This window comes from Geothrix oryzae, from assembly GCF_030295385.1.
Lineage (GTDB): Bacteria > Acidobacteriota > Holophagae > Holophagales > Holophagaceae > Geothrix > Geothrix oryzae.
On record NZ_AP027079.1, the window covers coordinates 937676 to 963912 of the forward strand.

General features: G+C 67.9%; 26 protein-coding genes. 7 read left to right on the top strand and 19 right to left on the bottom strand.

The genetic code is table 11. The annotated features are described in order from the left end of the window. Position 1: 1 nt before the first annotated feature. Genes QUD34_RS04265 through QUD34_RS04295 form a run of 7 tightly spaced genes read right to left on the bottom strand, consistent with a single transcriptional unit; the run spans position 2 to position 4396 of the window. Positions 2-835 (bottom strand): ParB/RepB/Spo0J family partition protein, encoded by an 834-nt coding sequence (locus tag QUD34_RS04265; RefSeq protein ID WP_286355360.1) that lies wholly within the window; start codon positions 833-835, stop codon positions 2-4. Next, positions 832-1464, bottom strand: a complete 633-nt coding sequence (locus QUD34_RS04270; protein ID WP_286355361.1) for a hypothetical protein — start codon at positions 1462-1464, stop codon at positions 832-834. The genes QUD34_RS04265 and QUD34_RS04270 overlap by 4 nt, the downstream gene beginning before the upstream one ends. 15 nt (positions 1465-1479) lie before the next feature. Next, positions 1480-1986, bottom strand: coding sequence for a YbjN domain-containing protein (locus tag QUD34_RS04275; protein ID WP_286355362.1), 507 nt, complete (start codon positions 1984-1986; stop codon positions 1480-1482). After that, complete coding sequence (locus QUD34_RS04280) at positions 1983-2600, bottom strand: PP2C family serine/threonine-protein phosphatase (protein ID WP_286355363.1); 618 nt, start codon at positions 2598-2600, stop codon at positions 1983-1985. Before QUD34_RS04280 ends, QUD34_RS04275 begins: the two co-directional genes overlap by 4 nt. A gap of 31 nt (positions 2601-2631) precedes the next feature. Further along, complete coding sequence (locus QUD34_RS04285; RefSeq protein WP_286355364.1) at positions 2632-3186, bottom strand: hypothetical protein; 555 nt, start codon at positions 3184-3186, stop codon at positions 2632-2634. 8 nt (positions 3187-3194) lie between these two features. Next, on the bottom strand, positions 3195-3428 hold the full coding sequence (locus QUD34_RS04290; protein ID WP_286355365.1) for a hypothetical protein: 234 nt from the start codon (positions 3426-3428) through the stop codon (positions 3195-3197). Then, positions 3425-4396 (bottom strand): ADP-ribosylglycohydrolase family protein, encoded by a 972-nt coding sequence (locus QUD34_RS04295; protein WP_286355366.1) that lies wholly within the window; start codon positions 4394-4396, stop codon positions 3425-3427. Before QUD34_RS04295 ends, QUD34_RS04290 begins: the two co-directional genes overlap by 4 nt. Positions 4397-4705: 309 nt before the next feature. On the opposite strand from QUD34_RS04295, the gene QUD34_RS04300 reads away from it, so the two are divergent. Both QUD34_RS04300 and QUD34_RS04305 read left to right on the top strand, forming a co-directional pair. Further along, positions 4706-5338, top strand: a complete 633-nt coding sequence (locus QUD34_RS04300) for an AAA family ATPase (RefSeq protein ID WP_286355367.1) — start codon at positions 4706-4708, stop codon at positions 5336-5338. A 95-nt stretch (positions 5339-5433) separates the two neighbouring features. Continuing rightward, complete coding sequence (locus QUD34_RS04305; protein WP_286355368.1) at positions 5434-5988, top strand: ATP-binding domain-containing protein; 555 nt, start codon at positions 5434-5436, stop codon at positions 5986-5988. A gap of 286 nt (positions 5989-6274) precedes the next feature. Here QUD34_RS04305 and QUD34_RS04310 read toward each other — a convergent pair whose 3' ends face one another. Then, positions 6275-7348, bottom strand: a complete 1074-nt coding sequence (locus tag QUD34_RS04310; RefSeq protein WP_286355369.1) for a hypothetical protein — start codon at positions 7346-7348, stop codon at positions 6275-6277. Between the two features lie 170 nt (positions 7349-7518). Between QUD34_RS04310 and QUD34_RS04315 the strand changes: the two genes are divergently transcribed. After that, positions 7519-7950, top strand: coding sequence for a deoxycytidylate deaminase (locus tag QUD34_RS04315; protein ID WP_286355370.1), 432 nt, complete (start codon positions 7519-7521; stop codon positions 7948-7950). Positions 7951-8007: 57 nt separating this feature from the next. After that, positions 8008-10683, top strand: a complete 2676-nt coding sequence (gene fdhF, locus QUD34_RS04320) for a formate dehydrogenase subunit alpha (RefSeq protein ID WP_286355371.1) — start codon at positions 8008-8010, stop codon at positions 10681-10683. Between the two features lie 4 nt (positions 10684-10687). Here fdhF and QUD34_RS04325 read toward each other — a convergent pair whose 3' ends face one another. The 4 genes from QUD34_RS04325 to QUD34_RS04340 form a co-directional block, all read right to left on the bottom strand. Beyond that, a complete protein-coding gene (locus QUD34_RS04325) occupies positions 10688-11644 on the bottom strand; it encodes a hypothetical protein (protein ID WP_286355372.1) in 957 nt (318 codons plus the stop codon). 77 nt (positions 11645-11721) lie between these two features. Beyond that, on the bottom strand, positions 11722-13830 hold the full coding sequence (locus tag QUD34_RS04330) for a SpoIID/LytB domain-containing protein (protein WP_286355373.1): 2109 nt from the start codon (positions 13828-13830) through the stop codon (positions 11722-11724). Continuing rightward, on the bottom strand, positions 13827-14783 hold the full coding sequence (locus tag QUD34_RS04335) for a serine hydrolase domain-containing protein (RefSeq protein ID WP_286355374.1): 957 nt from the start codon (positions 14781-14783) through the stop codon (positions 13827-13829). The genes QUD34_RS04330 and QUD34_RS04335 overlap by 4 nt, the downstream gene beginning before the upstream one ends. Then, positions 14780-15745 carry a Gfo/Idh/MocA family protein gene (locus tag QUD34_RS04340; RefSeq protein ID WP_286355375.1) on the bottom strand — a complete coding sequence of 322 codons (966 nt, stop codon included), beginning with the start codon at positions 15743-15745 and terminating at the stop codon, positions 14780-14782. The genes QUD34_RS04335 and QUD34_RS04340 overlap by 4 nt, the downstream gene beginning before the upstream one ends. A gap of 66 nt (positions 15746-15811) precedes the next feature. On the opposite strand from QUD34_RS04340, the gene QUD34_RS04345 reads away from it, so the two are divergent. Further along, on the top strand, positions 15812-16282 hold the full coding sequence (locus tag QUD34_RS04345) for a hypothetical protein (RefSeq protein WP_286355376.1): 471 nt from the start codon (positions 15812-15814) through the stop codon (positions 16280-16282). Positions 16283-16285: 3 nt separating this feature from the next. After that, entirely contained in the window at positions 16286-17947 is a 1662-nt protein-coding gene (locus QUD34_RS04350; protein WP_286355377.1) for a M14 family zinc carboxypeptidase, read from the top strand. Positions 17948-17957: 10 nt separating this feature from the next. On the opposite strand, the gene QUD34_RS04355 is transcribed toward QUD34_RS04350, so the two are convergent. The 4 genes from QUD34_RS04355 to ybeY all read right to left on the bottom strand — a co-directional run bounded on the left by QUD34_RS04355 (position 17958) and on the right by ybeY (position 22184). Next, positions 17958-19616 (bottom strand): S41 family peptidase, encoded by a 1659-nt coding sequence (locus QUD34_RS04355; RefSeq protein WP_286355378.1) that lies wholly within the window; start codon positions 19614-19616, stop codon positions 17958-17960. Between the two features lie 174 nt (positions 19617-19790). After that, positions 19791-20522, bottom strand: coding sequence for a YebC/PmpR family DNA-binding transcriptional regulator (locus tag QUD34_RS04360; protein ID WP_286355379.1), 732 nt, complete (start codon positions 20520-20522; stop codon positions 19791-19793). Positions 20523-20644: 122 nt separating this feature from the next. Then, positions 20645-21364, bottom strand: a complete 720-nt coding sequence (locus QUD34_RS04365) for a tetratricopeptide repeat protein (protein WP_286355380.1) — start codon at positions 21362-21364, stop codon at positions 20645-20647. A gap of 88 nt (positions 21365-21452) precedes the next feature. Then, entirely contained in the window at positions 21453-22184 is a 732-nt protein-coding gene (gene ybeY, locus QUD34_RS04370) for an rRNA maturation RNase YbeY (protein WP_309568517.1), read from the bottom strand. A 236-nt stretch (positions 22185-22420) separates the two neighbouring features. On the opposite strand from ybeY, the gene QUD34_RS04375 reads away from it, so the two are divergent. Continuing rightward, positions 22421-23011 carry a 16S rRNA (guanine(527)-N(7))-methyltransferase RsmG gene (locus tag QUD34_RS04375; RefSeq protein ID WP_286355381.1) on the top strand — a complete coding sequence of 197 codons (591 nt, stop codon included), beginning with the start codon at positions 22421-22423 and terminating at the stop codon, positions 23009-23011. 49 nt (positions 23012-23060) lie between these two features. Here the strand turns inward: QUD34_RS04375 and QUD34_RS04380 are convergent, their stop codons facing one another. Genes QUD34_RS04380 through QUD34_RS04390 form a run of 3 tightly spaced genes read right to left on the bottom strand, consistent with a single transcriptional unit; the run spans position 23061 to position 26040 of the window. Beyond that, the gene (locus tag QUD34_RS04380; protein ID WP_286355382.1) at positions 23061-24227 is read right to left on the bottom strand and encodes a LysM peptidoglycan-binding domain-containing protein; all 1167 of its coding nucleotides are present in this window, start codon (positions 24225-24227) and stop codon (positions 23061-23063) included. 31 nt (positions 24228-24258) lie between these two features. Further along, positions 24259-25170 (bottom strand): PfkB family carbohydrate kinase, encoded by a 912-nt coding sequence (locus QUD34_RS04385; protein WP_286355383.1) that lies wholly within the window; start codon positions 25168-25170, stop codon positions 24259-24261. 36 nt (positions 25171-25206) lie between these two features. Beyond that, positions 25207-26040 carry a Smr/MutS family protein gene (locus QUD34_RS04390; RefSeq protein ID WP_286355384.1) on the bottom strand — a complete coding sequence of 278 codons (834 nt, stop codon included), beginning with the start codon at positions 26038-26040 and terminating at the stop codon, positions 25207-25209. Between the last annotated feature and the right edge of the window lie 197 nt (positions 26041-26237).

Consider the following 26237-nt stretch of genomic DNA (forward strand, 5'->3'; position numbering starts at 1 on the left):
CTTACTCCTCGAGGAATCCGCGTCGTGTCAAGCCATCCTCGATAAGCTGCACGGCGGCCTCGTCCTGGTTTTGTCCTGAGTCCTTTGCATAGGACTGCAAACCGTGGTGAAGCGACTCCTCCATGGTAACGATGACCTGCTTAAGAACAGGTTGCTTTCGGCCTCGCTCAATCTTTTCCTCAAGGCTTTCCGTAGGATCACTAGCGACAACTTCAACGAATTTTTTCCGTTGCACATTGCTCATGGGCTTCAATTCGGCCGCGAATTTTTCGGCAGCCTCAATGTCAACTGATCCGTCCTGATTTGTGGCGGCCTGCTGAGCTTGGAGCGCAATCTTCATGTCAAGTTGTGCATTATCGACTTTCTTCTTTAGCTCTGGCACTAGCTGATCGTACTTGACGTACTGGCTTACAACCTGTGGAGAGAGCCCAGTTGCTTCTGCAACCATTTTGATAGATCCATAACGCCTGAAAAGTTTTGTGCATGCATCGATTAGCTCTTTCTGGTTGTTGTCACGACGTACCAGATTCTCTGTGAGAGAAATTGCTACTTTTGTATCGTCATCGATTGAGTCGGAATCGTGTACGATTGCTCGGATGGTCTGGTATCCCAGAGCCTTGTGTGCCAAGAATCGCCTTTGACCCGCAAGAATTTCAAATTTTCCATTTGTTTGCGCAGCCACGATGATCGGTTGCAGAAGCCCTTGTGCTCTGATGCTTGCGGCCAATTCATCGATTCCTGAACTTAGGTCAACCCTGACCTGGGCTTTCCCGATCTCTAGAAGATCTAGAGGGATTTCCTGAACGTTGCCGATAGAAGAATGGGCTCTGGTCATGTAATCATCCTCCACGAGATTGTGTCGCCTAAGTGTACCGGAGTTCCTGTCCACACCATGTATTGAATACTATGGCCTCCTCTTTTGGGAGAATAAATTGAATGGGGGCCTGGCTTGACGTCCTCCCCACTGCTGACCCAAAACCCAAATACAGACCGGGGATCATATGAAATTCGGGCCTTGCAGGACACCCTAACTTCAGGCCTTTCAGGTGGGCTATGACGACAGGCTGGAGCTCGGCCTCCTGAATAGTGATCGAGGGCTTCCTCCAGCACCTCACCCGGATCGGGGCCTATGCCGGGCCAGAAACGGAAGGGACCGGCATTGTCGGGCCAATTGTCGTTGGACCAGGTGCCGAGGATGCGGCGGCCGTTCCACTGGCCGCGGTAGGTCATGCGAGTGGGCACGCCCTTGTTTGGGCGGGTGTAGGTCTTGCCAAGGAAGATGAGGCCCTCCTCGTAGGTGCCCGCATACTGGAATTCGCCATCGTTATCGATGCCGAAGCCCATCACCTGACCGTTTTGGAAGACCAGATCCAGGGACTCCCGGCCCTGTTCGCGGAATGCCTGGCGCCAGAGACCAGACCAGGGACCGCTCAGCAAGTCGAGGGAACGGGTGCGGGAATCCATCACAGCCCCCAGGTTTCATGCGCGACGCGCCAGGCGGAAATCTTGTTCGACCATGGCACGGGGCCAGCGGTATTCGTTGTTCCACCAATTGCACAATCGGAGGGCATGGACGAACTGGTCCGGGGGAATGCGCTTGTCGCAGGTCCACTGGAGCACGAGCACATCTGCATGCTTGCCGCTCAGGTAGAGACGCATCTGGACGCAGCGATCGGACCTGAGGCCGTATTTGAAGTCCACGAGGGAGACCCGTTTCGGATGCCGGAAGGCGGGCATCTCCGCCTCCTCCAACCAGGCCGCCAGCAGGTCTGGCGTGATGGGGCGGACCTCCGTGGGGGAAAGGGGTGGGAGCGGGGTGGGTTCATCCATGGGGAACTCCGTCGGCTGGACTTCCCAAGGGGCGTGGTAGGCCTCCCAGGCGGCATGGTTGAGAGCGGACATCACCTCGAGGCTGCGGTCACCCGATGTGTGGCGATGGAGGGCTTCGCCGGGCGTCAGAGGTTGGGTGGAGGGGGCGTGGGTCATGGGATGGCCAGGGCCACGACGGTCATGTCGTCCGCACGACCTGACCGGCCGGCCTCATCAAGAAGCATCAAAGGGAACTCGGAGATGTGCCTGGAGGGGGACTTGGACCGGATGGCGCGGAGCCGGGCCAGGTTCAGGGGCGTCCAGGCCCCGTCGCTCATGAGGAGGAGGACATCGCCGGAACCCACCTGCTGATGAATCGGGAAGGGGGTGACCCGTCCGCTGCCCAGGCGGTCCTTCGCGGCCCCCTCGGTCAGGATCCGGGGCCCGCCCTCCCGGGGCAGCAGGTAGAGGCGTGAATCCCCCGCGCAGGCGCCGAGGACTCGACTCCCAAGGCAGGCCAGGGCCAGGAAGGTGCTTTGCGGCCCTCCGAGCAGGGCCGAATCCGGGAGGTGGGCCCAATGGATCCAGGTCTGGAATTGCCCGAGATCCGTCATGGGGGCCTGATTGAACAAGGTCAGGAAGAGCTTCACGGCTCTGGCGGCCGCGCGACTCGCGGCGCCGGGCCCATCGCAGAGCAGTGCATGGGGGACGGGAGAGCGGCCGAGGCTGTAGGCGTCTTCGTTCGTGCTGCGCCCATCCTGGGGCCGGCTGGGTCCAGTGGTCAGGGGCATGTCGACCGCCGGGGCGGGACCACTGCGGGTTTCATGAATACCTCCGGCTTGGTGCGGTTCCATCCCTCAGGCCCTGGTCCGCCGCTTCCAGGCACTGAGCCAGAAATGCTGCTAGGAAGCGGTCATTGAACGCTGTTGGGCCGGAGATTACAGGGCTCTGGCTCACCCGCCAACCGCCGCCTTCTTCGGGCACCAGGGTCAGGGCTTCGGGGAGCGTCCAGCAGGATGGGTGGGTCGGGCGCAGAGTGACGCCGAAGACCGGATTCGCCGGGCCTCTTGCCGATTTTGGGCCCGTGAGGCCGGCCTGACCTGGCCTCAGGGGGGTGAAGTCGAGGGAGAAGCGGCCAATGTCCACTTCCAACCCGACGATGGGCTCCGGCCGGATGACGCAATCCTTTAGGACGAGGGGGCGACGGAAGGTCAGGAGCCCCTGATCGCACAAGGGCTGGAGCCAGGCCTGGACCTGGGCGAAGAGCGTGTCCACTTGGTCCAGGTAGGCGCGATATCTCGCCATCCGCTCCTGGGCCTCCGTCCACTGGCGTTCCTGGCGGTGAGCGAGGTGAGCGGCGAGTTCATCCAGATCCATGCATCCCCTCATGTCAGGCAGTAAACCAGGATGGCGCCCGGGAGCAGCAGCATCCAGGCGCATCCCCGCAGCCCGAAGCTGGTGCGGTGGTAGACGCGGTTGTACGCGGCCTTCCGGGAATTGGTGAGCCAGCCCCAGCCGCGGGGCGCCTTGAATCCCGCGTTCTGGCGCACCCATCGGGCGGGGCTGGTCCGGGCGGCGGCGTGCTTCGTGAGGTAGGGGATGCGGAGGCCGACCTTCATCCCCGCACCTCGCAGGCGGCCTGCCCCGAACGGCGATGGAGGGCCCGCCCCATCTGGATGATCCTGTCCCCTTCCGCCACGCATTCCCGCCATTCGGCGGGGATGGCCTGGACCCCATCCCGGGCGCCCAGGAGCGCGCCCACAATGGCGCCGTTGGTGTCGGTGTCGCCTCCCTGGCGGATGGTCCAGGACAGGGCTTCGACATAGGGTTGTCCTGAGGTGAGTACGGAGACGGCCACCTGGAGGGCCAGCAGGGTGGACCCCATGTCCGGGCCATCGATGCGGCGGTCGGCCAGGGCCTCGAGCGGGAGGGGGGCAAAGGCGGCCTTCGCCTCGGGCAGCAGGGATTCGGCGTGGACCAGCGCGAAGCGGCGCGGATCCCGTTCACCACGCACCAGGGCGGCGGCCATCAGGGCGAGGAGCCCCGCGGTCTGGCGGCAGGCGGGATCCCAGTGGGTGAGGGCGGCGTCCTCCGCGGCCAGCGCGAAGATCCGAGCCGGTTCCCCGGCGAAGGCCACGCCCAGGGGCGCGATGCGCATGGCCGCCCCATTGCCCAGGGGTCTCTGGCTCCGTTCGCACCGGCTCTGCCACACCCGCTCCGAGGCCCGGGCCTCGCCGGCGAGGGTCTTGATCAGCACCTCGCGGGTGAGACCCCCGATGCCCCGGGAGCCCGATCGCAGCCAGTCCAGGTAGGCGGACTGGATGGCCTGGAGGTCAAGGTGAACTGCGTGTGGCGGCAGGTCGGCGAGGCGGCCGGCCAGGGCCATGGCGAGGTCGTCGTCCCAGGCCCGGTGGGCCTCCTCGCTGGGGAGGCGAGTGAAGGGCCCCTTGGAGCCTACGCGGGCGCAGGCCTCTTCCCGGCTGAGGGATTCCACGGCCAGGCCGAGCACATTGCCCACCGCCAGGCCGGCCAGACAGCCCAGGGCGCGGGATTCAGAAGGGGGGAGGGGTGAGGTCGGGAACTCCATAGATGCAATGTGAATCAAAGACATGGACAAGAGCTGTCCAATCGGACGGACCAAGAAGGACAGGGTCTCAATTCAACCCTCGTCCTCAAGTTGCTTATGGGGCACGGGACGGCTGGCGGGCCTGCCCTCGGAGCGGAGGTGCCAGAGGGGGCCGCCCTGGGACCGGACCTTCCGGGCTGCCGGGTAATCACCCGGACCAAGTTGCAGCAGCCCTACCTGGCCCTGCGGGAGGCCGTGTCCGGTGGCGCGGATTGGGAAACATGGAAACGCACGCCCATGGCCAGGATGCATGAGATCCGTCCGGAGGTGATGCGTCGGCTTCTGGAAGCGCTTTCACCCCAGGTGATGGCCCCGCCGCCGCTGGCGGAGTTGCTGTCCAGTGAAGGACGCCTCCAGGACGCCATGGCGCGCCAGTTGTTGGATCACCTGGCCTCGAACTTCAGCCGGGGGCGCTTCCATGTCTCGGGCGGGCCCGGGTCGGGCAAATCCCTGCTGGCCCGGCAGGTGGCGAGGCTGTGGGCCAGTGAAGGGCGGCAGGTGCTGCTGGTGGCCTTCAACAAGGCCCTGACCTATGCCACCCAGGGCATGCTGGACGATCTGGAGAAGGCGGGGCGGGCGAATGTGTTCACCTACCACGACCTGGCGGTGACGCTCCTGTCGGCGGCAGAGCGGCTGCCGGTCTGTGAGAACGAGTCGGTCTTTTTTAACGAGCAGCTTCCCTGCGATCTCAATGCCCTTCTGCAAACGCCTGAGGCATTGCCCCAACGCTGGGACGCCTTGGTGGTGGATGAGGCCCAGGATCTGGATCCTGAGTGGGTCCGCCCCTGCTGGGACTCCTCCGCGATCCGGAGGGGGACCCCGTGCTGCTGCTGGAGGATTCCGCCCAGAGCCTGTACCGGAATGCGCGCCACGACCTTGGGCAGCCCTGGCGTCTGGATCTGAGTCTGCGTCAGCACCCGGCCATCCGGCGGGCCGCCATCCTCGCCTTCCCCTCCAGCGGATGGGCGCTACTCGAGGAGGTTCCATAGGACGGTGCGGTGCGATGCCTTCGCAGCAGCCCGGATACCTGGAAGCGGGATCTGGCTGCCCGATTGGAGGCTTTGGCCAAGGAGGGCATCCAGCCCCACCAGGTGCTGATCCTGGCGCCCCACAAGCCCGAGACCCTTGGTCTGAAGGATGGGCAGGCCCTGGGCCCCTGGCCCCTGAATGCCATCCGCGACTGGTGGCAGGACGAAAAGGCCGGTCATGTGCGCATGGGGACGGTCTACGCGTTCAAGGGGCTGGAAGCGGATGTGGTGATCTACCTGGCGCCCGGGTATCGGCATGCGGATGGGCCCCGCCTGGCCTACACGGCCTATTCCCGGGCCCGGCATCGGCTGATCGTGCTGGAGAAGGCAATCCCCCAGCCGGTCCGGCCCAAGGCCGTAGAGATCCCCCCTGCGAGAGCAGTTGCCAGGCCTGAGGCTCCCCAGGTGCGGTCCTTCAGCGAAGCCCAACGGCAGAACCTGATGGAGTCCCTCACCGCTGCCAAGCGATGGCGTCCCGGCCTGGATCTGAAGGCGGGACTTCCAGCAGACGCATCCCACGATTAGTCGTTAATTCGATGCAGACAGGAACGCGGTAGGCGGTTGCTCCATCGCGGGCGGCGCTGTCCCATCACCTATGACGGAGTGTGTACACGTATGCAAGCACACCTGGGCCCAAATCCGGCACCCGCAGGGCTGCCTACACTACCCCATTAAAGCCCAACCGAACCCCTGAGGCCCCTCCTAAGGAGCAGGTCGTGCGTTCGAATCGCATCGGGGCCACCAATCGCTCCGTTCGTCCCCGCCGCTCGTCCCCGCCGCTCGTCCACCGCCGCTCGTCCACCGGTTGGCCTCAGTGGATGGGTGCGTAAGCCAGCCCGCCTCCGGGTGCCAGGAAGACGGCCTCGTGGTCCAGGAGGCCGACCAGCCGGTGGCCTTCGGCCAGGGGTGTGGGCAGCCAGTCGAGGGTGCCCTTGAGGAGGTCGAAGCGGGCGAGCACGAGGCCCTGGGACTCCGGTGCGCCGCAGGACTTCACCTGGGCGGGCGTGAAGACGCCGAAGACCACCTCCCGGCCGGCCCAGGGCAGGATGGGTCCCCGTCCCTGACGGCCCAGGAGGGCGCGGGCGGGAAGGTCCTCGCGGCAGGTGAAGAAGGTCTGGCCGGGCTGCTTCGGTCCCCTGACCGGATCCAGCACGGTGAAGGCCAGGCTGGCGCCTTCCGCCAGGAACACGGTCCCGTCGGCGCCCAGGGCCATGCGGTTGAGGGGCACCAGCAGGGGCTGGGCGGCGGCCTCCTTGAGCTGGGCCCGGTCTCCGTAGGTCCACAGCACCGCGCCGCTCTTCAGATCGCGCTTCTCCAGGTAGGGCTTGAGGGTCCGGTAGAGCAGGAAGAGGCCGTCACGGCCCAGGGCCATGTCCTCCACCTGGCCGGGCAGAGGCCAGAGGGTTTCGGCCCGGCCGTCCTTCCCGAGGACGGCCAACTGGCCGTCGCACACCATCCAGATCCGGTTGTAGGCATCCAGCACCCAGCGCTCGGGTTGGGCCTCGCAGGCGGTGCCTTCGGAGGGCACTTCGACCTTGGCCCCGGCTGGTTTCGAGGGAGTGCGCTGGTAGGTGGGGATGCCGTAGAGCAGGGCCCCGGCGGCATCGTAATCCGTGGCGCCCTTCGCCATGGGAGCCGCCCGCGGGGATTTGGCGGCAGGTTTCCGGACCTCGGGCAGGGTGAGCGTCAGGCTCGACAGGAGCCCCGCCTCCTTCATCCAGGTCTTGAGGGCGCGGGAGGCGGGATCGAAGAAGATCAGCGACCCGTCCACCTCCTGGAAGGCCCATCCGTGGGTGGCGCGGTCGGGATCCCAGGCCTGGGCCCGGAGGGGGGCGAGGCCGGAGGCCAGGGTGGCGGCGAGGAGGAATGCGGCGCGGAAGCTCATTTATCACCTGCCTATATTTTATTATTCTCATTTGCGACTTCGATTGAATGTCGAAGGCTGTGACGGGAAGCACGACTCGGACCGGAGACCCGCGTGTCTGTTGAATGTCCAGGCCCCGCTCCCGGAGGTCCCCGGTTCTTGCGATGATGGATCCTCCCCACGAGGCCCGCATGACGCGCTCCCAGCTCAAGGACGAAGTCTTCATGAACATGGCGCTGGAACTCAGCCGCCTGGGAACCTGCTGCCGCCTGAAGGTCGGAGCGGTGCTCCTGCGGGCGGACGGGGGCATCGCCGCCGCGGGCTTCAACGGAGCGCTTCCGGGCATGGCCCACTGCACGCCGGAGACCTGCCAGCCGGGCCAGCGCTGCCTCCACACGAGCCACGCCGAGGAGAACGCCCTGGGCTTCTGCGACGGTCCCGTGGCCACGGCCTATGTGACCCACGAGCCCTGCCTCACCTGCTGCCGCGCCCTGGTGCGGCGGGGCGTCCGCCGGGTGATGTACCGCCATCCCTATGCCAGCATCGCCGAGCAGGAGCGCGCCGAACGGCAGGCGATCCTCGATCATTTCGGCGTGACCTGGGTGCAGCTCGGCGAGGCTTGAAGTCCCGGGACGGCGGCGCATACTGCTTGGCGCCACCCCTGCCCAGGAGACAGCTCAATGCCCGGTGCCCTCATCCGCCTGCGGGTGAACGGCCGCGATGTCGCGGCGGCTTCGGGGACCATGCTGCTGGAGGCCTGCCGGCAGAACGGCATCGAGATCCCTACCCTCTGCTCGGATCCGCGCCTGAAACCGGCCTCCAGCTGCCGGCTGTGCGAAGTCGAAGTGGCGGGCCGGGCGCGTCCGCCCTGCGCCTGCGCGACCCCCGTGGAAGACGGGATGGTGGTGGCCACGCACACCCCCGCCCTCGAAGCCTTTCGCCGCACCATGCTGGAGCGGCTGGCCGCGGACCTTCCGGCCGAAGATCCGGCCCGCATGGCCGGGAAACCGTTCCAGAAGCTGCTGGAAGCCTACGGTGTGGCCCCCCTGGGGAGACGGCGGGCGGACCGGAAGCAGGCCGATCATCCCTACCTGGATGTGGACCTGTCCTGGTGCGTGGCCTGCGGGCGCTGCGTGCGGATCTGCGCCGAGGTCCAAGGCCAGGACATCTGGACCTTCATGGGCCGTGGAGCCGACCTGGGCGTGTCGCCCGGAGGAGCGGCCGGCCTGATGGAAACGGCCTGCGTAAGCTGCGGGGCCTGCGCCGACACCTGCCCCACCGGCGCCATCGAGGATGGGGCGCGCCTGGCGCAGGGCCTCCCGGACCGCTGGATCCGCACGATCTGCCCCTACTGCGGAACCGGCTGCGAGGTGGACATGGGCGTGAAGGGCGGTCGCATCACGGAGGCGAGGCCCGTGCTGTCGTCTCCGGTGAGCCAGGGACATCTCTGCGTGAAGGGCCGCTACGGGTTCGGCTTCAACGACGCCCCGGACCGGATCACCGAGCCGATGATCCGGCGGAACGGCGTCTGGGAAGCGGCGACCTGGGAGGAGGCGCTGGCCGCCGCCGCCGCCGCGCTCCGCCAGGCCCTGAGCGTTGGGGGGCCGGACGCCGTGGGCGTGCTGGCCTCCAGCCGGGCCACCAATGAAGAGAACTACCTGGCCCAGAAATTCGCCCGGCTGGCGCTGGGCACCCCCCATGTCGACTGCTGCGCCCGGGTCTGCCACGCCCCCAGCGCGGCGGGCCTGGGGCAGACCTTCGGCACCGGCGCGGCCACCAACGGCTATGCCGACATCGAGCGGGCGGCGCTGCTGATGGTGGTGGGCGCCAATCCCACGGAGAACCACCCCATCGTGGGGGCCCGCATCCGCCAGCGGGTCCGGGCGGGGGTGCCGCTCATCGTGGTGGATCCGCGGCGCACCGAGCTGGCGGAGCTGGCCACGGTGCACCTGGCCCCGCGGCCCGGCACGAACCTGCCCCTGCTCCAGGCCATGGCGCAGGTGATCCTGGGCGAGGGGCTGGCAGACGGGGCTTTCCTCGCAGCCCGCACGGAAGGGATCGAAGCCTTCGCGGCCTCCGTTCAGGCCTGGACGCCGGAACGGGCCGCGGATCTCTGCGGCATCGAGGCCGAGGACATCCGCCGGGCGGCCCGCCTCTACGCCACCCTGCGCCCCGCCATGGCCTTCCACGGCCTGGGCCTCACCGAACATCGCCAGGGGACGGACGGCGTGACGGCCCTGGCCCACCTGGCCCTCCTCACGGGGAATGTGGGCCTTCCGGGAAGCGGCGTGAATCCCCTGCGCGGGCAGAACAATGTCCAGGGCAGCGCCCAAATGGGGTGCGAGCCCTCCCGGCTTACGGGCTACCAGAAGCTGGCCGAGGCCCGGGAGATCCACGCGCAGGTCTGGGGTGCGGAGCCGCCGCAGGGGCCCGGGTTGAACGCCCTGGAGATGATCGACGCCGCGGGCGAAGGCCGGATGAAGGCGCTGCTGGTGATCGGCTACGATCCCCTGCTGAGCCATCCCAACGCGCTGGAGACCGCGGAGAATTTGAACGGACTGGAGGCCCTCATCGTGGTGGACCTCTTCCTCACGGAGACGGCCCGGGCCTTCGGCACGGTCTTCCTGCCGGCGGCCAGCCCCTTCGAGAAGGAGGGCACCTACATGAACGGCGAGCGCCGGGTCCAGCGCGTGCGGCAGGTGGTGCCGCCGAGGGGCGGTAGCCGCACCGACGGGACGATCCTCAGCCAGCTGGCGGAACGGCTGGGCGCCGGGTCGCATTTCCGTTTTCCCGACGCCGCGGCGGTGTGGGACGAGGCCCGGCGCACCTGGCCCGCCATCGCCGGCATCAGCCACGCCCGCCTGGATCGGGAAGGCGGGGTCCAGTGGCCCTGTCCCACCGAGGGCCACCCCGGCACCCCCGTGCTGCACGCCGAGGGGTTTCCCAGGGGGGAGCGGGTCCGCTTCCGGCCCCTCGCCTGGCAGCCCAGCCCGGAGGCGCCGGATGCCGAGTACCCCTTCCTGTTGAACACGGGAAGGAACCTCTTCCACTTCAACGCCGCCACCATGACCCGCCGGACCCGCCTCCGGGAGCTGGCGGCGGAGGACCTGCTCGAGATCCATCCCGCCGATGCCGAGGGGCTGGCGCTCACCGAAGGGGATCCGGTCCGCGTGGAAAGCCGGCATGGGGCGTTCATCCTCCGGGCCCATCCCACGGACCGGGTCCGGCCAGGGGAACCCTTCGCCACCTTCCATTCCGCGGCCGCCTTCGTGAACCGCGCCACCGGACCGGGCCGGGATGCCGTCACCGGCACGCCCGAATACAAGGTCACGGCCGTGCGGCTCCAGAAAGGCTGAGGGTTCAGATCCCGCCGTGCTCCCAGACGGGAGCCAGGGACGCCGACTCCAGCGCCACCTCCGTGCCGTCATCCAGCACGAGCAGGGTGGGTTCGCCGGGGCGCACATCCACGATGGTGCGGCCGAGCAGCCGCTCGCGGGGATCCCGGTGCCAGGGGATGCCCACGGGATAGGTGCGGCGGTAGGCGTCCAGGGGGCCCTCCAGCTGGTGGCAGAGGTGGTGGAGGGCCGCCTCGAAGACGGGCTCGAAGCCCTTGGGCGGCTCCGGGTCCAGGCCGGCCGCCCGCAGGAAGGCCTCGGCCTTGGGTCTTTCTCCCAGGCCTTCAGGAACCCAGTGCCGGGCGGGGTACCGGGAGGGGGCCGGCCCTTCCAGCACCACGGCCCGTTCGCGGTGGATGCCGAGCCAGAGGGAGGCCCGGCCCGTGGGGCCGATGCCTTCGAAATCCAGGGGCAGCTGGGCGTCGTCGTGGAAGACCACGGCCCGCAGCGGCAGCCACTCGAAGGTCTCGGCCACCTTGGCACCCACGGGCCCGAGGCTCTGCCGCCGCAGGTCGGCCACGGCCTCCGCGAAGGTCTGCCGCAGGCCGGCCAGGCTGAGGACGCCCACCGGAAGTCCCAGGGCATCCAGCTCCAGGGGCGGTTCGTGCCAGTCCGCGGCGAGGGCGGGAACCACTTGATGGAAGAGGATCAGGGCCGGATCCCAGTCCCAGTGGTGGACCGGCTCGTAGCCCAACTCCCGGCAGAGGTCGAACCAGGCCCGATCCGGGGCGGGGGCGCCCGGCAGGAAGATCGACCGCCCATCCAGGAAGATCTCGCAACCGGGCTGCGCAGCGGTGGTCTGGCGGCGGCAGAGCCCCAGCTCGTGGCGGCCCAGGGTCGCCAGGGTGGTCTCGTGGTACGGGTGATCCTCCCGTCGCAGAACCTTCAGCGGCGCTCCGAGGACCCATGCATCCAGAGACATGCCCACCTCCCGGGGAGGGAAGGCTGGGGTCGATCCCCAACCCCGTCAATGCCTGAATGGGATTTACGGGTGGGAAATCAATCCACCCGGCGGAGCTCAGTGCCCGGATAGTAGTGCGTCAGGATCTGCTGGAACGAGGCCCCCTCCAGGGCCATGCCATAGGCGCCGGTCTGGCACATGCCCACGCCGTGGCCCCAGCCGCGGCCGTAGAAGATCCAATGGCGCTGGGCGCCCTGGCCCACGGTGAGAAACCGGAACACATTGTCCTTGAGCCCCAGCAGCCCCCGGATGTGCATGCCGCGCACGCGGTGGGGCGCCCCCTCGGTATCGACGAGGGTCAGGTCCAGCACACGGCCCTGGTCGTTGTGCTGAGCCTGCAGTTCGCGGATGCCGGACACCTTGATGCGCTTGCGGACCAGCGCCAGCAGGTCGGCCTCCGCATAGTCCACCCGCCAGTGGGCGGTGGGGTTGTAGCGGTCCCAGGCGGCGCCGTCGGGATCCAGGCGGCGCACCAGCACTGCCGCGGCACCGTCCTCCGCAGGGATCCACTTCAGGCGGTCGCCCACCTGGATGTCAGCCTTCTCCACCAGCCGCAGGGCGCCATCCGGACTCTCCTCCGCGAGGAGGAGCCGGGGCGACAGGGACAGGGGCTCGGGTCCACCCCGCTTGCGGCGCACCTGGCGGTCCATCAGCAGCGAGCCTTCCCCCGGGGTGAGGGGGTCGAGATCCTGCCACAGGCGCCCCAGGGCCACCAGGGCCTGTCGCAGGGTGGGGGGGGCCTGGGTGGCCCAGGCCGCGGCGGGAACGATGCCGCGGCGCGTGAGGAAGGTGGCCAGGAGGCGATCCCCGGCGGGCAGGCTCCCCGGCAGGAAGTAGGCGGCATCCTGGGGCCGCTCCTGGCCGTCCACCACCCGGTGGAAGCCCAGGGCCTGGGCCAGGGCGATGAGCAGGTTCCCGTCCCGGGCCAGGGGCGCCGGGTCAAGGGCGAGGCGCTGCTGGAGGGCCCGCACCGGGGCCGCGAGATCCTCGATCCGCGCGGGGCGGGCGAGCCGCTCGCCGCTGAGCCAGTCGGGGGGCACGATGCCTGCGGCGAGCCGGAGCAGCTCCCAGCTGAGCCAGGGCTGCTGGGCCTCGGCGGTGACCGGCAGGCCCGAGGCGTAGGCCAGGGTCATGGGTTTGGCGGGATAGCAGGGCGCCGCCTTGAGGTAGGGGGCATCGCCACCGAAGACATGGGCCACATCCGCGGTGTGGCCGCCGCAGTTGGCCATGAACAGGGCCTGGATGGGTTTGCCGCTATAGGTCGCGAACAGGCCCTCGGTTTCTTGGATGGCGCGGTCCGTGAGGGACTGCTCGCCATCGCGGCCGCCGTAGACCTGATCGGCCACGGTGTCGCCCATGTCGAAGCCGTCCGCCGCGCGCTTGCCCCGGTTGGCCACGGCATAGGTGCGGGCCGCCACGGCCTGGGCCTTGAGGGCCTCCAGGGACGGGAATTCCCAGGCGCCCATCTCCTTGGGGACCACGCCGCGCAGATAGGTCTCCAGATCCAGGGTGTTCACCACGGTGAGGCGGCCCTGGGCATTGGGGAAGATCTCCACCTTGCCGCGGTAGCGGCCCTTGCCCTGCAGCGAAGTCAGCTCGCTTGCGGGCTTCAGCCACACGCCCGTCGCGGGGAGGGCCCTGCGCTCGTAGCGGTCGCTGACGGCATAGAGGGCCCGACCCTTGCGGGGCAGGGCGTCGCGGGATTCCGTCGCCACCCACAGTTCGTCGAAGCCTAGATCCTGAAGCTTCTGGAGCACGGGTTCAGCCTCGGGCGCGGTCTTGAAGTGGCCGGTCAGCACGCGCCAGGTATCGGCGTCGGGGACCTTCACGCGGTCCGGGGCCTCGCCCAGGTCCCTCAGGCGCTTTGTGAGGGCCGCCGCCTGCGCGGCGGTGTGGGGTGGGCCCACCTGGACGCGGTATTCGCTGGTGGGATCGGCCGTGCCCCGGCTGTCCCACCAGATGCGCAGCCTCTCGTCCGGCGCCAGCTTCAGCAGGGGCGTGCCGGCGCGGTCGCAGACCTGGCCTCCGCCTTCCAGCGACACGATCCATTCCGTGGCCTGCGTGTCGAGGCCGATCTTCAGCGGAGGCTGGGCGGCGCTGACCGGAAGGACCGAAAGGATCAGGGCAGGGACCAGAAAGGGCTTCATTCTTCGCATTGTCCCACGAATCGCGCGAGGGCCGCCCAGCGCCGGGCCCGCAGCGCCTCCACTTCCAGCAGGCCTCCCGCGGGCCCGCGCCGATGGACGAGCAGGGCGAGGCAGCTCTGGTCCGAGGGCCGGTAGAACAGGGCCGGGCCGGTGTAGCCCAGGTGGAACCACCAGCCCGAAGGCGGACCAGGGTCGGGGTCCTGAGGGGGGGCCGGGGAGGGCGGGGCTTCGGTGGAATCCTCGAGGACACGGAGGCCAAGGCCCCGGGGGAGTTTGGACAGCAGCTGTCCGAACCAGCCGCCGCCCGAGAACAGCACCTGGAGGCCCAGCCCCCAGCGGGTTCGCGGCCCATCGGCGGCCGCTTCCACGGCCATGCGCCCAGGCCATCCCGCGGCCACCCACCGGGCCAGGGCCGCTCGCAGCTGCGGGGCGGTGGTGCCGAAACCGGCATGGCCAAGCATGCCGGCCCGGGCATTGGCATCATGGGGCAGGCGGGGATCCCGCGCCGGAAGGGGCCGGTCCGTGGCCAGCCGCCAGGCTTCGGCGTCAGCCGCATCGGGAATCACCACGGGCGCCGCGGCCCAGGGGGCTGGGCTGAGGCCTGAGGCCGCGCCGAGCCTTGGAAAGGGGACGCCCGTTTCCATCACCAGAAGCTCGGCCAGCAGGCGGTAGTTCAGGTCCGAGTAGGTGATCGGTCCCGGCGTGACAGAGCGCAGCAGCGGATGGTCCGGGACTTCCCGTCGCAGCTGCGCGGCCACGGGCTCGCCCGTGAAGGGCCGCCAGGGCGGAAGCCCCGAGCTGTGCGACAGCAGCTGGCGCACCGTGAGAGGCGACTCGCGCTCATGGAATCCGAGGGCCCACCGCCGGTCCGCCTCGAGATCCAGGAAGGCCAGGGCCAACGGTGCCGTCACCAGGGGCTTGGTGAGGGAGGCGAGGTCGTAGAACCCGCTCACGCCTGGCTCATCTCCGCCAAGCTCTTCGCCACGGCCTTCTGCACCTGGTCGGCCACGCGCATGGCTTCCTGGCCCTCTTCCCAGGTGACGCCCTCCTGGCTGTGGCCCAGGCAGGCGGCGTGGAAGGCTTCGATCTCCAGGCGGAGCGGTTCGCCCTCCTCGATGTCGGCGGTTTCCGGCCGGACCTCGGGGCCGTCGGGGCCCATGACGAGGCGCAGCAGCTCCAGCTTCTGGGCGGCGAAGTCGAGGCTGGCGTATTCCTTGTCACCGAAGGCGCGGAGGGTGCGCTCCTTCTTCCGGGCGACGCGGCTGGCGGTAACGGTGGCGAAGGCGCCGCCCTCGAACTTCAGGCGGGCATTCACCAGGTCGGCGTAGGGCGTCAGCACGGGCACACCCACGGCTTCCACATCGATCACCGGCCGGCCCACCAAGGCGCGCAGCAGGTCCAGGTCGTGGATCATCACATCCATGACGACATCGACCTCCAGGCTCCGGGCCGGGAAGGGCGAGACGCGCACGGCTTCGAGGAAGCGGGGCCTGAAGCCGCGGTCGCGGAGGGCCGTGACGGCGGGGTTGAAGCGCTCCAGGTGGCCCACCTGGGCGACGATGCCGGGCTTGGCGGCGCGGGCCGCGGCCAGGGCCTTGAGCAGGGCCACGCCTTCATCGAGGGTGGCGGCCAGGGGTTTCTCCATGAGCACATGCTTGCCCGCCTTCAGCGCCTGCAGGCCGAGGGCATGGTGGAAGCCGGTGGGCGCGGCGATCTGCACGGCGTCCACCTCGGCCAGGACCTGCTCCAGCGAGGCGGCCCAGGGCGCCTCGAACTTGGCGGCGATCTCCGGGCCGCGGGCCGGATCGGGATCCACCACGGCCGCCAGGATGGCCTCCGGGGCGGAGGCCGCGATGCGGGCATGGTGCTGACCCAGATGACCCACACCCACGACGGCGACGCGCAGCTTGGCCATGACTTCCTCCTGACCAATCGAGCCTAGCAGGGCTGCTACCCTGGGGTTCTTCTTCACGAGGCCACCATGAATCTCAAGCTCGAAGCCGTGAACCTTGTCCGCTGGCTGCACTTCGTGACCCTCGCCGTGGGGGGGGGTGCCGCCGTGGTGGCCCTGCTCCTGTCAGGCTTCGAGGAGGGCCGTGAAGATCTCCGTGGCCTGGCCGCCACGGTGTGGTCCAAGGTGGTGGCCTGGTCCTTCCGGCTGGCGCTCGTCGCGGGCATCCTCATGCTGGTGCTGATGATGCAGGGCGGCCAGAACCCCCTCAAGAACGGCCACTACTTCCACATCAAGCTGCTGCTGGTCTTCGTGCTGGTGGGCCTGTCCGAAATGACGCCCAAGGCCCTGGCCGCCGGGAAGCGCGGCTCCGCGCTGCTGGCCCTGGTGCTGTTCCTGGCTTCCAGCTTCACGGTCTACAACAAGGCGCTGTTCGGTGGCCGGCCCCAGTCCGGCCTCGTGATGCCGGTGACCGCGGACACCACCTTCACCACCCGCTGAACCATGCGGAACCTGATGATGGCCCTGGCGGGGACGGGCCTCCTCGCCGGGTGGCCCGAGACCGTTCCGGAGCGCACACACCTCCAGCGCACCTCCACCGTGGCCGAGGTGCGGGCCTTCATGGAGGACCTGCGCCAGCGGGCGCCCGGCCTGGAGCCCTACCGGCCCAAGGGCGCGCCCCGCGCCACGGAAACCGGCAAGCCCCTGCTGGCCTGGCGTCTGAAGGGGAAGGGCCCGGATCCGCTGCGGGTCTATGTGAACGCCAACATCCACGCGGGTGAAGTGGAGGGCAAGGAGGCCATCCAGCAGATCATCCGCGAGCTGCTCCAGGGGAAGCACCCGGCCCTCCGGCGGAACCTGGACCTGGTGGTGATGCCCGCCTACAACGCCGACGGCACGGATGCTCTGGATCCCGCCATCCGGCCCTGGCAGCCCAACCCCTCGGAAAGCGGCGTGGGCCGACGCGAGAACGCGCTGGGACTCGACCTCAACCGCGACCTCATGAAGGCCGCCGCCCCCAACACGCGCTGGCTGCTGGCCATGCTGCAGGACTTCGATCCCGCCGCCGTGCTGGACCTGCACACCACCAACGGCAGCACCCACGGCTTCCACCTCACCCACGGACCCGCCTGCACTCTGGGTGCGGATGAGCCCCTGCTGGCCTTCAACCGGAAGCTGCTGGTGGAGGTGCGCGAGCAGTTGAAGGCCGAAGGCATGCCCACCTACGACTACGGCAACTTCGTGCCCTACGGGCCCACGCCGGAGAAACCGCCCACGGCCTGGGAGACCTACGACGCCCACCCCCGGCTGCTGACGAACTATCCCGCCCTGCGCAACCGACTGGCGGTGCTGTCGGAGAGCTATGTCTACCGCAGCTGGCCGGACCGCATCTCCGACACCCGGCGCTTCGTGCTGGCCTGCCTGGGCTGGATGGCCGAGCATCGGGGCGAGATCCGTGCGCAAATCCGAGAGGCCCAGGCGCGCTGGGTCGGCGCATGGGCGAAGGGCCCCGTGACCCTGCCCCTTTCCGCGAAGCTGAAGCTGGTCGAACGGGCTGCCTTCGACTGGGTGGACCCCATCCGGGACGAGAAGGGCCGCCTGACGGGTGAGAAGGGCCGCACGCACCTCGAGCTGCCCAGCTTCGTGGGCTTCGAGGGCCAGGACTTCGTGACGGCCCCCGCCGGCTACCTGGTGGACCCGGCCTTCGCGCCCACGGTGCTGCCTCTGCTCCAGGCCCATGGTCTGAAGGTCCTGAAGGGGGATGCCAGGCCAGGGGGGCTGGCCGTCCTCCACTTCCAGGAAACCGGCCGGAAGGTGTCCCCCTCGGCCTACCAGGGGGTCTTCACGCTGGAACTCCAGGGCAGCTGGAAGGCAGAACCCGTGCTGAAGAAGCTGCAACAGGTCTGGGCGCCCGCCGACCTGGATCGGGCCCTCTACATCCCGCTGGATCAGCCCCTGGGCCGCTTGGCCTTCTACCTGCTGGATCCGCGCAGCACCGATAGCCTGGCCTACTGGGGCCTGTTCCACAGCGCCCTGATCCGCGGGAATGGCATGTGGGGCGAACCGCCGCGCTTCCCCATCCTCGCAGTCGGTCCCGCGGCTTCCCCGGCCCCGGCCTCGACTTCGACCTCGGCCCGGCTGCCGGAGCCCCGCACCCAGGAATAGGCGGGGCCCCTCAGGGGCGCGCCCCGATCTGCCGGGTCAGCTCGCCCAGGGCCGCCTCCAGCACCGTGTCGCGGCCCTGGCGGAAGTCCTCCACCCGGGGGTGCACCAGGCGGTCGGGCTGGACGCCCACGCCGACGAAAGGCTTGCCGTCGGGAAAGGTATCCCGCTTGGTGCAGATCCGGGCGCTGCCCCCGCCCGGCAGCCGGATGAAGAGAGGTTGGCCCGTGCTCCCGCCGGTCGGTTCCCCGATGACGAGGCCGCGCTTCATGGCCACGAAGGCCACGGAGAAGTCCTCGGCGGCGGAGTAGGTGGCGGGGCTGGTGAGCACCACGACGGGGCCGGCGAAGTGCCGGGTTTCGTCAGGGGGCATGGGGCTCGGGTTCTGGCGGTGGACCTGCCGGGGCCGCTCCCAGGCCCGGAAGGTCGGCTTGTAGTCGCGGGTGGCCCATGCGGTGCCGAAGAAGGGCTCTTTCGCGAGGGTGGCGAGGATCCGGTAGCCCACGCTGGAATTGCCGCCGCCGTTGGTGCGCACATCGAGGATCAGGGCCTTGGCGGCGGCGATCTGGGGGAAGGCCTCCATGAACTGGTCCGCGGTGGCGGCCGTGCCGAAGGTGCTGAGGGTCACATGGGCCACCTGCCCTGGCAGCATCTTCAGGGTGAACGGCGGCTCCTGGGGCATCTCCTTGCGGCGGATGGCGCCGGGGACCCGGGGCACGGGCAGTTCGAAGGCGCGGCCCGATTCATCCCGGAAGCCCACCTTCGGGGTCTCCCCGAGGGGGCCCGCCAGGAAGGCGTAGGTGTAGATCCGGGTCTCCAGATCCTGAGGCGTGGACGCGCTCTGGAAGGGGGCGAGGGCGCTCTCCGCATAGGCCTTCACCGGTTTCCCATCCACGGTGACCACCTCGACCCCTGGTTTGACGCCCTGGGCCTTCAGGGCGGCATCCTCCACCTGGGTGACCAGGACCCGGCCCGCCACGAGCTGGGTGCGCAGGAGGGGCTGGGCCCCGTGGACCTCCCGGACCTCGGGGGCGGGGTAGATGTTGGTGTGGCCGTCCTTCAGCTGGGCGCAGAGCTCGGCGAGTACGCGGTAGTAGGCGGCGGTGCTGGCGGCGGACCGGACCTTCGGCAGATAGCGGAGGTAGAGCCCGTCCCAGCCGAGGGCGTCCAGCCGGTCCGTGTCCACGAAGTTGAACTTCACCTCGGACCAGAAGCGGGAGAGCCCGGCGATGCGCTCGTCTTCGCTGAGGCTTTCCCGGTAGCCCGTAGCCATGGCGGAGGAATCCCAGAAGGCGCGTTCCCGCAGACCCCGGTCGCGCATCCGCGCCAGGAGCCCGTCCCAGCGCGCATCCATGCGAAGAGGGGCGAGGTCGGTGTCGCGGGCGGCGCCGTCGGCATTGGCGAAGCCCGCCGCGACGGCACGCTCCAGGCTCTGGAAGGCCGCATCGGCCTGGCCCAGCAGCGCCTGGCAGCAGGCGGCGTTGTAGGCGAAGCTGGGCTCCGCCGGATCCAGTTCGAAGATCCGAAGGTAGGTCGTGGCGGCCTGTGCGTACCGCTTCGCGGCATAATCCCGGTTCGCTTCGGCGATCAGGGCCTGGGGGGACTGGGCCCATGCGCAGGTTACGGCGGAGGCTGTGGCGAAAACGGCCAGGGGCGTGATTCGAAGGGACATGGCCACTCCAGGACGACGGGTCCCTCGGGACGCGGTCGTCGATTCAGGTCCAGATGAGGACGGGTTCCTGGAATCAAACGGATGAACGGCCCGGCGGCTTAGTGCAGCCAGAAACGCGTGCGACCGGCAGGGCCGGTCGCTCAGCGTTCACCCGGGGGTGTGTGGCACAGAATCTCAGTCTTCGGGTTCCTCGTAGTCGGCGTTGTGCCACACATTCTGCACATCGTCGTTGTCTTCGAGCAGATCCACAAGCTTGAGGAAGCTGGTGAGCTTGGAGCCCTCGAGGGCGGTGCTGGTGCTGGGGGCCATGATGATCTTGGCCTCGATGACGGGGAGCTTGGCGGCGTCCACGGCATCCTTGACGGCCTGGTAGGCCTCGGGGCTGGTCTTGATGACCCAGGCCTCCCCCTCGTTGATGACATCGTCGGCGCCGGCCTCCAGGGCCACTTCCACGATGGTGTCTTCAGAAACCTCGGACTCCACCACGATCTGGCCCTGCTTGCTGAACAGGTAGGCCACGGAGCCCTGAGCGCCCAGCTCCCCGCCGAACTTGGTGAAGTAGCTGCGGACTTCGGGCGTGGTGCGGTTCTTGTTGTCCGTCATGGCCTCGACCATGATGGCCACGCCGCCCGGACCGTAGGCCTCGTAGACCACTTCCTCATAGGTCACGCCTTCGAGTTCGCCGGTGCCCTTCTTGATGGCGCGTTCCCAGTTGTCCTTGGGCATGTTGCTGCCCTTGGCCTGATCCACCGCGAGGCGGAGACGCGGATTGCTGGCCACATCGCCGCCGCCGAGGCGGGCGGCCACGGTGATCTCCTTGAGGATCTTCGTGAAGACCTTGCCCCGCTTGGCATCCGCGGCGCCCTTCTTGTGCTTGATGGTGGACCATTTGCTGTGGCCTGACATGGGGTGTGCTCCTTCAGTCGTTCGTGTCGTCCCGTGCAGCAACCGCTTCGCGTTTGCTGAAAAGTAAAAGAGTCATTTCAAGGCCGCGGAATCGACGCCAGAGGCGCTTCCGCGGGCAGGTCTCAACCTCGTAGCGCCCGGCGCGACACCCGGGCGAAGGGCGGGGCCTCCTGGCGGAGCATGGGGCGCTCGAGGAGGAACTGGTACCACTGCTCGCCGTAGACCTTCATCTTGAGGGCCTTGCCGTTCTGCAGCAGGTTCCGGTTGGTGATGAGGCGCTCGTCGCCCTTGCAGATGCCGAGCCCCTGGTTGAGGACCTCGATGGCCCGGTCGCGTTCGCCCATCTCCACCAGCATGTAGGCGTAGACGGCGTAGAGGAGGCTCTCCTTCTTGCCGGATTTGAGGGCCAGGTTGAAGGTTTCCTTGGCCTTCTTCTTCTCGCCGCGCTTCCACTGGAGGATGCCCAGCATGGCCTTGGCGATGTAGTGCTGCATGGAGGCTGAGGCCAGGAGCGGCTCGGCCTCCTCATTCTTCTTGCGGAGGTACTGCACCACGCCGATCTGACCGTCGATGCTGCCCTTCACGAGGAACTGCTTGGAGGAGAACCGGTAGCCCTCCTTCATGACCTCGATGGCCTTCTCGAATTGCTGCTTCTTCAGCAGCTCACCGGCGCGGGTGAAGATCTTCTCGAGCTCCTGCTGGACCTTGCGCCCCTGCCAGATGAAGAGACCGGCGCCCGCGAGGATGCCGATGGGCACGCTGATCCAGAGCTTGATGCTCAGCAGGCTGGACAGCAGGATCACGGCAAGGGCGGCGCCCAGGCCGAGCAGGAGGTTGATCACGAAGACTCCGATGGCGCGGCCCGTGGCCGGGCCAAAGGGCCATTTTATCGGCCTTCGGGCCCGTTTTCCATGCGGAGCTTTCCGGGATTTACGAGATCACGCCGCTGCGCGACGGAGCCGCCTTCCGCCGACGGACCATCCGCTTCACCGGAGGCGGGGCGACGGCCTCCTTCCGCGGCCGGCCGGGACCCCGCTTCGCGGCGACTTCCTTGGGCTTGACCGTCTTGCGAACCTTGACCTTCTTCTCCTTCTTCACCCGTTCGCGGCGGACCAGGGCCGCGGCGGCCCGGCCGGTGACCACCACGCGGCTGCCGTCCTTGAGCTTCTTGACCTTGCTGCCGGGCTTGCGGCCCCGCTTGAGGCTCATAGCCAGGGGCTCGACTTCGAGGAGTTCCCGCTCGAGCTGCGCCTGAAGTTCCATCATCTCGCCGTGATCTTTTTCGTGATCGTAGCCGCAGAGATGGAGGAAGCCGTGGATCACCAGGGTCTCCACTTCTCGGCGGCGGCTCACTCCGAATTTCTTGGCCATTTTCTCGGCGGTGGGCAGGCTGATGACGATGTCGCCAAGGTGCGGGAAGGCGCCCTTCTCCACGCTGGAGGGGAAGCTCAGCACATCGGTGGTCATGTTTTTTCCGCGGTGTTCGCGATTGAGTTTTCTCATGCCGCGATCATCGACATAAGTCAGCGATACACCTTGGGATTCCGGAGCGAGGCGATCTCGAAGGCTTTGAAGGAGCTTGCCGAGAGACTGCTCGCCGGGCCCGCGCATTTTGCTCCGGCTCGACCAGTCGACCAGAAAGGGCGGATGGTTCTGATTCATAGCCGGCTCCTGTGGAAGATCAATCAAAGGGGAATCATCATCGGATCTATTGCTCTATCCGTCAATGTCATAATTCTAGATGCAGGAAATGCATCGATGTTGACACCTCAGACAATAGAGTGTTTTGCGCATGAAACAAGTTCTAAAAATTCCAAAAGTATTGAATACAAAGAAGAAATAATTCAAATGATAAGAATTCAAGCAAAGGTCTCCCGCTTCCCTGGCATCCTTGGGGCATGGAGCCTCGCCTTCCCGCTGCCCTCAATGCCCCTCTGGGACGCTTCCTGGTCCTCCTGGACCGCTGGAACCGGACCCATGCCCTGACGGCCCTGCCCCCAGGTGAGCGCCGGGAGGAACTGTTGCTGGACGCGGCGATCCTCCTGCCTTTCCTGGAGGCCCTGCCTCCCGGGGCCCGGGTTGCAGACCTGGGAACGGGCATGGGTTGCCCGGCGATCGTTCTGGCCTTGGCTCGTCCCGATCTGGAGATCCTCGCCGTCGATGCCTCGACCAAGAAGCTGGCCTTCGTCCGGCAGGCGGCCCTGGAGCTGCCTGTTCCCAACCTGAAGGCGGTCCATGGCCGGCTGGAGGAGCTGCCCCCCTTGGGCGCGGACCTGGGTACGGCCAAGGCTCTGGGGGCCCTGGGTCAGCTGGCGGGTTGGTGGGGCCGGCACGGGAAAGCCGGGAGCCCCTTCCTGGCCCTCAAGGGACCCGAATGGGCCCAGGAGCCCCTGCCGGCGGGGTGGTTGGCCACCCCCCATCCCTACGGGCTCCCCACCCGGGGGCAGCGGGTCGTGGTGGAGCTGAGACAGGCGGCCCAGCCCTCTTGACGCTGAAAGGCCCCCGATCCCGGGGGCCTTTCAGGTTTGCGGCTCCAGGTCAGCGGGTGAGGGTGTCGCCCATCCGGATCTCTTCATTGGAGCGGAGCACCCGGCAGGTGGCCGTCTGTGCCTCGGTGCGGACCACGATGACCTGGCCCAGGTAGTGGGTGGTGGTCTCCGTGGCGCCCTTCTTGTCGTCGTCAGGGCCGACAGGGAAGGTCTTCACGCGGACCGCGAGCAGCACATCGCCCACCTTCAGCCCGTCATTGCCGCCCTTGTCCACGATGATCATGTCGCCCGCGGCGGTGTGCTGATGCTCATCCCGGGCGAACACCACGACGGCTGCGCCGGGGGCCACCTTCACGGGATCGCCCGTATCCGTCCGGAGCTGAAGGGGGATGTTGGCCGGCTCGGTGAAGCGGACGAGGTGGTCGCCCACCTCCACGCCATCGAGGCAGCGCTCGATGGTGGCCACGGACCCCTTGTTCTGGACGGTGATCACGCGGACAACGCCCACCTGCTGGACCACATCCCCCAGGTGCCGCTTGGAGGCGGTGGGATGCACGAGCTTGCGGGCCACGGTCTTGAGCACGAGGAAGCGGTCACCGACCTTGACGCCCTGCTCGCTGCCGCCGTTCATGTAGACGGTCTCGCCCTCGAGGAGGAGGCGGCGGTCTTCGCGGCGGTTCGAGGTCAGGGTGAAGGCGCCCTGGCTCTTGTAGTGGGCCTCGGCGCCCTGGGGGGCCAGGAAGGGCAGCTGGATGAAGTCCTGGAAGGCGAAGGCCAACTCGGGCCGGCGGAGGGCGCTGGAATCCAGGCGCCGCTGGTCGGGCTGGAGGTTCGAAACGGAATCAGGGACGGAGCCCGCCGTGGCGACGGCCCGGGTCAGGTCGATGATCAGCGGGTCGCCAGGGTAGATCCAGTGCGGATCCTTGATCCACTGGTTCAGTTCCCAGATCTGGGGCCAGGCGTAGGGATTGCCTAGGTATTTGCCGGACAGGTCCCACAGGGTGTCGCCCTTCTGGACGATGTGGGTCCGGGAGCCTTCGGGAACCTTGAGCTCCTTGGGATAATCCCATTTCGAGCTATGGGTCTCGACCTTGATTGTGCCAGGGGTGGCTTCCTGGGCATGGAGGCCCGGGGCGAGGGCCAAGGCCACGGCGAGCCCAGGCGCGGCCAAGAGGAAGCGCAGCCGACCGACATGCAGGCGATAGGGCTGGTGCATCAGGTACCCCCGGAGGATTAGGTGGTGCTGATTATAGGTCTTCGACGCGGATCATATCTGAAAATAATGCCAAGCGGTTGCGGACTTCGTCCTGTGTGATCTGCTCCAGGCGTTCGGTGGAGAACTGCTCCACGGTGAAGCTGGCCATGACCGATCCCACCAGGGAGGCATGTTTCAGGGCCGTCACATCCGTCCGCTCGATCCAGGCCAGATAGCCCAGGAACCCGCCGGCAAAGGTATCCCCGGCCCCGGTGGGGTCGAAGACATTCTCCAGGGGGTAGGCGGGGGCGGCGAAGTGGCCCTCGGGGGTGAACAGGGCCATCCCATACTCGCCGCGCTTGACCACGAGGATGCGGGGGCCGAGGGCCTGGATTTTCCGGTAGGCCTTGAGGAGGCTGTGTTCGTGGGTCAGTTCGCGCACCTCGGCATCGTTGACCAGGAGGATGTCCACTTCCTTCAGGACCGCCTCCAGGGCCGGGCGGGCGCCCCGGATCCAGTAGTTCATGGTGTCCAGGGCGATCCAGCGGGGGCGCTTCGCCATCTGGCGCACCACATCCAGCTGCAGGACCGGGTCGATGTTCCCCAGGAACAGGTACTGGGACTCCCGGTAGGCCTCGGGCAGATCGGGCTTGAAATCCGCAAAGACATTGAGATCCGTGGCGAGGGTCTTGGCCTCGTTCAGGTCATAGCCGTAGGCGCCCTTCCAGTGGAAGCTGAGGCCCTTCACCTTGGAGAGCCCGCCCAGATCGATGGGCCGGCCGCTGAAGACCCGCATCTGCTCCGGGCCGAAGTCCTCGCCCACCACGGCGACCATGCGCACGGGATGGAAGCGGCTGGCGCTCAGGGAGAAGTAGGTCGCCGAGCCCCCGAGGGCATGCTCGCGCCGCCCGAAGGGCGTCTCCAGATCATCAAAGGCCACACTGCCGACGACCAGCAAGCTCATCAGAAACACTCCATGTGCGCAGTTCAGGTGCCCAGATCAGGACTGGGGCTGGGAGGGGGTGAAATACAGCAGCCAGGCTTGGCTTCCGCCCATGGGGACCGGGGCCTGGGCATAGCGGGCCACCATGGGAACCTGGCCCGAGCCCAGCAGGTCGAGCAGGCCCTCGTGAAGCTTCGGATCGGGCCCCAGGATGACCTGGAGGCTTCGCCAGCCCAGCACCAGGCCATCTCCCAGCCGGTCCTTCAGGCGCTCCACGGCGTCCGGGACCGAATGCCCGCGCAGGTCCAGCATGCCATCCACCTCCAGGGCCATGCCCGCCGCCAGCTGGAACCGGACCGGGGCCGAGGTGGCACCGGCTGCGGGAGCCGGTCCAGGAACGACCATGGGAACGAGGGGGGCGGCCTGTTCGGGCATGGGGGCGGGCGCCGGAACCAGGAGGATCGGGGAGGCGGGCGGCTGAGGCGGGGCCTGGGGCGGCGGGAGTGGCGGCGGGGCCTGATTCTGAGCCTGGACTGGCGAAAGCGGCGGCACCTGGACCTGCGGCTCCCGGTCCAGCTGTCCCTGGAGCGATCGGGCCATGGGCTTCAGACCCTTCAAGTCCTTCAGCGCTTCCTGGAAGGTTTCGGGAGTGGGGGGGAGGGGCGGGGGTGCCTCCACCGTCGGGGCGGGCGTCAGGGGCGTTTTGACCGGGGGCCGGGAGGCGGCCGGCTTCAGGCCCATGGCCGACAGGAAGACCGAATCTTCGTCATCGAGACTGGCCGGCCCCGCGGGTTTGGGTACGGGCTTGGGCAAGGGCTTGGCGGCCGGGCGCGCCGGATCTTCAGGAGCCAACTGCTGTTTCAACTTCGCCAGATCCTGCTTCCACGCCATGAACCATCCTCATTCAGTCCAGAGTAGGCCATCGCGGCCCAGGCCCAAAGCCCGCTGTTGCAATTGCACCGCCCTGAGGCAAAACGCCGCGGTGGCTCTCCCCCTTCAACCGGAGTAAGCTGCGCGGGATCCAAGGATTGACGCCACTTGGCGTAACCTGGCACACCCTTCGCTCCGTAGCCATCCAAACCGCTCTT